The sequence below is a fragment of the Streptomyces sp. NPDC104309 genome, assembly GCF_055584025.1.
Genome location: NZ_JBVJMV010000001.1, coordinates 283,219 through 288,961, shown reverse-complemented (window position 1 = coordinate 288,961; position 5,743 = coordinate 283,219). Strand labels below are relative to the sequence as shown.

The 5,743-nt window shown below is 70.5% G+C and carries 4 protein-coding genes; all 4 read right to left on the bottom strand.

Going from position 1 to position 5,743, the window contains the following annotated elements:
• Nucleotides 1-393: 393 nt before the first annotated feature.
• Entirely contained in the window at nt 394-1,314 is a 921-nt protein-coding gene (locus ACZ68L_RS01225) for an ROK family protein (protein WP_469573167.1), read from the bottom strand.
• 19 nt (nt 1,315-1,333) lie between these two features.
• The gene (locus ACZ68L_RS01220; RefSeq protein WP_469573166.1) at nt 1,334-1,882 is read right to left on the bottom strand and encodes a YceI family protein; all 549 of its coding nucleotides are present in this window, start codon (nt 1,880-1,882) and stop codon (nt 1,334-1,336) included.
• Between the two features lie 64 nt (nt 1,883-1,946).
• Nucleotides 1,947-4,784 carry a helix-turn-helix transcriptional regulator gene (locus tag ACZ68L_RS01215; protein ID WP_469573164.1) on the bottom strand — a complete coding sequence of 946 codons (2,838 nt, stop codon included), beginning with the start codon at nt 4,782-4,784 and terminating at the stop codon, nt 1,947-1,949.
• A gap of 48 nt (nt 4,785-4,832) precedes the next feature.
• A complete protein-coding gene (locus ACZ68L_RS01210; protein WP_469573162.1) occupies nt 4,833-5,726 on the bottom strand; it encodes an SAM-dependent methyltransferase in 894 nt (297 codons plus the stop codon).
• Nucleotides 5,727-5,743: the final 17 nt, after the last annotated feature.

Genomic DNA, 5,743 nt, shown 5'->3' with positions numbered 1-5,743 from the left:
CGTCCTCTTCAGGTAATCACGGAGCTTCTCTTCTTTGTCCACTCAACCCAACCCGTCGCGGCGGTCAGCAGGTGAATATCGGCCCACCATCAAACGGTCCGTCAACGAGCCTCAATTCGTCATCGATGGGCACCAATGAGCGTCATTGAGCTCGGTCCCGTGGAGTGGCACGACTGGCGCGTTCCGACCGGAATACCTGAGTGGTTTCTTCGGTGAATTCGCAGCACCGCGCACTCCGAAATGATCCTCCCTACTCGGGGAATCTACGGGTGGCTCGTCGAACCGGACAACCCCTAGGCGGTTGCCGCAGCCCCCTAAGGGCTGCCCCGTAATCCCTGGCGGCGAGGTGCCGTAGCTGTCGTCGCGTGCCCGCCAGGGGTTACGGGACAGCCCTCAGCCGGGAACCCCGTACCCGGAGTGCGTACCCCGGGCGAGGAGGAGTGCGCCGCGCAGGGAGGAGAGCCCACCGAGTGCGGCGGAACGGACGGGGGCGAGCCGGTGGCCGGGCCTGGTGAGGGCGGTCGCGGCGGCTGCCACTCGGTCGGTGAATCCGGGGAGTCCGTCGGCGAATCCGCCGCCGATCAGGGCCAGGGAGGGGTGCACGAGCTCGTTGAGGTTGACGACGGCGACGGCCAGGGCGGCGCAGCTTTCCTGTACGGCGGCGACGGCCCAGGGCTCGTCGTCGCGCAGGCCTTGCCCGAGGTCGTCGAAGGTCGTGGTGGTGCCGCGCAGCCGTGCCGCCCTGCGCAGGGTGGCCGGGCCGGATGCGATGGCCTGTACGCAGCCACGGCGGCCGCAGTCGCAGCGCGGTCCGGTCCTGTCGACGATCACGTGGCCGACTTCGCAGGAACCGCGGTCCGCGCCGGGGCAGGGCCGGCCGTCGACGACCATGCCGCCGCCGATGCCGGTGCCGACGCCGAGGTAGACGAGGTTCCGGCAGCCCGCCGCGTCGGCCTCGGCGAGGGCGGCGAGGTCTCCGTCGTCGGCCCAGGCGACCTCGCTCCCGGGGAACAGGGGGTGGAGCGCGCCGCGCAGGTCGAGTCCCGTCCAGGAGGGGCGGTTCGGCCAGGTGGTCACCCGGCCGGCGCCGTCGACGGTGGCGGGCATGGCGATACCGACGGAGGCGACCGGGCCGGGCGTACCGGCGAGGAGCGCGCGGACCTGCGTGGCGAGGGCTGCCAGGTCTTCGCATGCGGTGCTTTCGGGGCTCGGCCAGGGGAACACGGCTTCCTGGGATTGCGTGCCGCTCTCGGCGCGCAGGGCGACTTTCGTGCCGCCGATGTCGATTCCCAGATATGTCACCGTGTTCTCCATGGCCGGGTTCCCTCGTCCGTTATTCGCCGGAAGTGTTTCCGGTGGCGGGCACGGCGAGAATGTCGAAGGAAAGGGTGAGGTGACGAGCGGTCATGCCTTTGTCGACGGTGATGCCGAATGCGTACCTGTCGATTCGGGTGGTGGCGCTGAAGCGGATTCCTTCGGCCCCGCAATCCGGATGTTCGACGGCGAGTTCGACGGGATGAGCGGTGGCCTTGACGGTCAGTTCTCCGCGCAGGACGTATCCGGTGCCCGTGTCCTGGAGGGCGTTCGAAGCGAAGGTGATGTGGGGGTGCGTTGCGGTGTCCAGGTACTTGGGTGAGCGCACGACCTTGTCGCGGGTTCCGTTGTCGGTCGTGAAGCTGTCGGCGGCGATGACGGCCGTGGCCGACGACTGCGCGGGCTCGGCGAGGATGTTCACCTGGCCCGAGGCGAGGGCGAACGTTCCGTGTACGGCGCCCAGGCCGAAGAAGTGGCGTGTGGTGAAGGCGATCGTGCTGCGTCCGGCGTCGATGGTGTAGGTGCCGGGTGCGGGGGTGGTGCGCTGGTCGTCTGTGGTGTGCGGCATGTGAATCCTTGGGGGAGGCCGTCGGTTCCGCGGCGGCGGGGCGGGGGCGGTTCGGGGCGGTGGGTCAGCGGCGTCCGAGAGGGGTGCGCTCGGTCGTGGCGCCGTCGTTGCGCAGGTCCACGGGGAGGTCCTTTCGGCGCTTGACGTTGAGCTTCCGGTAGACGCGTGTCAGGTGCTGCTCCACCGTACTTGCGGTGATGTGCAGTTTCCCGGCGATCTCGCGGTTCGTGCAGCCCATCACGGCCAGTGCGGCGACCCGCCGTTCGGAGCCTGTGAGGGAGGTGATGCCGTCGGCGCCCACGGGTGCCGTCTCGAATCCGCCGATGTCGCCGGAGGCCGCCATGAGTTCCTTGCTCAGTGGGCCCGCGTTGCACAGCTTCGTCACGTGCCAGGCCCTGCGGAAGACCATGCGGGCCCGCCGGTGTTCGTCGAGTGCGTGATAGCTGCGGCAGAGGTCGACGAGCACCCTGGCCTGTTCGTAGCCGTCGCCGCAGTCCTCCAGGAGGTCCAGTGCTTCGGTGAGCAGTTCGGGCTGTCTGCTGACGGGGCCGAGCGCGGCGAGGAGGCGCAGTGCCGAGCCGCGGGCGCGTGGGTCGTCGGCGCCGGCTCTGGTCAGCTCGTCGTAGACGAGGCGCTTGGCCTGGTCCGGGTTGCCGAGGCGCAGCCAGGCCTCGGCGGCTCCGGTGCGCCAGGGGATGAGCGCCGACGCGTCCAGGCCCCAGGTACGCATGAGTTCGCCGCAGGACAGGAAGTCGGCGAGGGCGGCGTGCGGGTGGTTGGTGGCGAGGAGGTAGTGCCCGCGGGCGTGGAGGTAGTGCAGTCCGTAGCGGCTGCGGAACATGGCGTCGGTCGCGGAGTGCGTGAGGCACTTCGCCGCTTCCTCGTAGTCGCCGGTTCTGGTGGCGGCGAGGACGAGGCTGCCCAGCGGCAGGCCGATGGCGACTCCCCAGGCCTTGGGCGCGAGGTGGGTCAGTGCCTGGCGTGCGTGGTCGGCGCCGGCCGTCAGGTCACCCTGTCTGATGGCCACTTCGGCGCGCATGGCGGCCAGCGTCGCGGTGCGCACCGGGGTCTGCCGGGGGGTGGCCGGGTCGTTGAGGCGGTCGCACCAGTCCGCGGCGCTGCCGGGGCGCCCGGCGCAGATCAGTACGGACAGGGCCAGTTGGACGGCCTCTTCGGTCCAGGGGCTGCGGCGGCCGACGCCGGTCTCCGCGAGGATCTGTTCGGCGCGGTCGGCGGCCTGCTGGTCGGGGCCGCGAGTGATCAGGTCGCCGAGGGCGGCGGCCGAGCGCCACCACGGGTCGCTGAGCGGAGTGAGCAGGTGGCCGATGTCGCCGCCGCGGGCGAGGGGGTGGCGGCTTCTGCGGGCGAGCGGGGGGTGGGTGGCGGCCAGCCACCTTTCGATGTCGCGTGGTTCGTCGCGGGATTCGGTCCGTTGGTCGCCGGCGGTGCCCCTGAGGTGTCTGAGGACAGTCTCGGCCTCGTCGGTCCTGCCGTGCCAGAGCAGGTGCCTCAGGAGGACGAGGCGGTCGCCGTGGCCGAGCCGGCCGCTGCGTACGGCGGCGACGAGCGGGGTGAGGTGGCGGGCCGCGGCGGAGGGGCTGAGTTCCCATTCGGCCTGGGCGAGGCGTGCCCTGATGGCCAGCCTGTCCTGCTCGTCGGAGCTGGACCGGTGGGCGAGTTTGAGGCACTCGGTGGCCAGCCGCGGGTCCTCGTCGAGCATCGCCTGCTCAGCCGCTTCCAGGAGCACCCGCACCGCCCAGGGGCCGTGGGTGTGCCGGGCTTCCACAAGGTGCCGGGCGACGGTCATCGTGGGTGCGCCCCGGTCGTGCATCAGCTGGGCGGCGCGGCGGTGCAGGGCGAGGCGGTCCTGCGGGGAGATGTCGTCGATGACCGCGGCGCGGGCCACCGGGTGGCGGAAGGCGCGCTTGTCGATGAGTCCGGCGGCGTCCATGTCGTGCAGGGCCCGGCTGACGGTCTCCGTGTCGAGCCCGGCCAGCTGGCTCAGTTCGTCGACGCCGCCCCCTTCGCCGAGCACGGCGAGGGAGCGGGCCACCTGGAGCACGGCGGGCCTGTCGCGGTACAGGCAGCTCAGCAGGGCGAGCCCGTATCCCTGGGCGCGGGGCGCGCCGGCGATGTGCCGGTCCTCGATGAGGGCGTGCAGGAGCAGGGGGTTGCCTCCGCTGGCGCGGAAGAATGCGTCGGTGTCCCAGGGTGTCGCGTCGTCGGTGTGAGTGTCGGCGAGCGGGGCGCCGGCGGCGGGTGTCCCGGCCCCGCCGTGCAGCACCGCGGCAACGCCCTCGCGAGTGAGGGGTGCGAGGCGCAGCTGGTGGAAGTGCGGCTGACGGCGCAGCTCGGCGCGGAACGGCGAGTGCTGCGTCTCGAACTCCGCCTCGTCGGTGAGGACCATCAGGACGCGGGCCGAGCCGAGTCGGCGCGCGATGTAGAGGAGGCAGTGCAGGGAGGGGACGTCGGCGTGCTGGACGTCGTCGACGGCGATCAGCAGGGGCGTCTCGGCGGCGAGGTCGAGGACGGCCACGCCGAGGCCGTGGACGATGCGCACGACCGCCGCTTCGACGGCGTCGTGGTCCGGCCGGGGAGGGGCGTCCGCAGACGCCCCGTCCCTCAGTAACCGGTCCACTCGGGCCATGAGCTCGCCCGGCAGGGCGTCGCTGCGCAGGAGTTGGCTGAGCACCCCGAAGGGCAGGAACTGCTCGGCGCGCGAGCAGGTGGCACGGAGTACACGGACGTCCTCAGAGGCCCGGTCCGCGCACACTCTCAGGAGTTCGGTCTTGCCCGTCGTCGCCGGGCCGTTCAGCAGGACGATCTGTCCCCGCCGTCCGCGGCACTCGTCCACCAGGCGGTCCAGGTACCGCACCTGTTCGTCCCGCTCGACCAAACGCACCCGTTCACCCCTGCCACCGCTGTGTGCACCGCCGGTTGTAGCTGCCCGTCACTCCGCCGGCTTGTGCGCGACGGCCATGACGTAGTCGATGCCTGCGAGTTCCTTCTTCAGCAGGTCCTGGTCGCTCCAGTTGCGGACCATGCCCTTGTAGCTGGTGGAGCTGACCTTGGCCTTGTACGAGGGGCTGGCGAGCCTGTTGACCATGAACTGGCGGTACTGCTCCCACACGCGGTCGCGGATGGAGTCGACGCGTGCCTGCTCGAAGCCGGCGTCGGCGAGCTGCTTGGTGTAGGTGTCGGCGGTGTACCAGTTGGCCTCGTCGTAGCTGATGAGGATCCAACTCAGGGCGCGCGACTTGAGTTCCTTGCGCACCACGTCGTCGTTGGTGGGCAGGACATCGGCGACGGCGAGGACACCGCCGGGCCGCAGCACGCGGAACGCCTCCTTGAAGAAGTCGCTGCGCGGGTAGAAGTGGAAGGCGGATTCGAGGGCCACCACGCGGTCGAAGGTGTTGTCGGGGAAGGGGATGTCGGTGGCGGAGCCCTGCTGGAAGTCGAGCCTGTCCGCGACTCCTTCCTTCGTGGCCCTGCCGCGTGCGTGGTCGATCTGGTGGGGCGTGATGTTCAGGCCGTGGATCTTCTTGGGCTGTCGTTCGCGCAGCCAGGAGAAGTCCTGGTCGCCGTAGCCGAATCCGAGGTCGAGGACGGTGTCGCCGCTCTGTATCCCGGCGGCGTCGGCCAGCTTGGTGGCCATCTCCTCGGCTGCTTCGTCGAGGCTGGTGACGCCGTCGTTCCAGTAGCCGAAGTTGCAGTACGTCGTGGTGCGCTCGACGAACTCGAAGCTCGGCGGCATGAACTGGTAGAGGCGGCGGGTCCGTTCGACGGGGTCGCCCGTCGTGATCATCTGGACCAGCTTGCCGAACTGCTTCACTGCTTCGAACATCTGCGGAGCTGCCTTTC

What these genes read in the sequence shown, in the direction of transcription:
- ACZ68L_RS01225 (WP_469573167.1), bottom strand. Translation starts at nt 1,314, where the DNA reads ATGGAGAACACGGTGACATATCTGGGAATCGACATCGGCGGCACGAAA.
- ACZ68L_RS01220 (WP_469573166.1), bottom strand. Translation starts at nt 1,882, where the DNA reads ATGCCGCACACCACAGACGACCAGCGCACCACCCCCGCACCCGGCACC.
- ACZ68L_RS01210 (WP_469573162.1), bottom strand. Translation starts at nt 5,726, where the DNA reads ATGTTCGAAGCAGTGAAGCAGTTCGGCAAGCTGGTCCAGATGATCACG.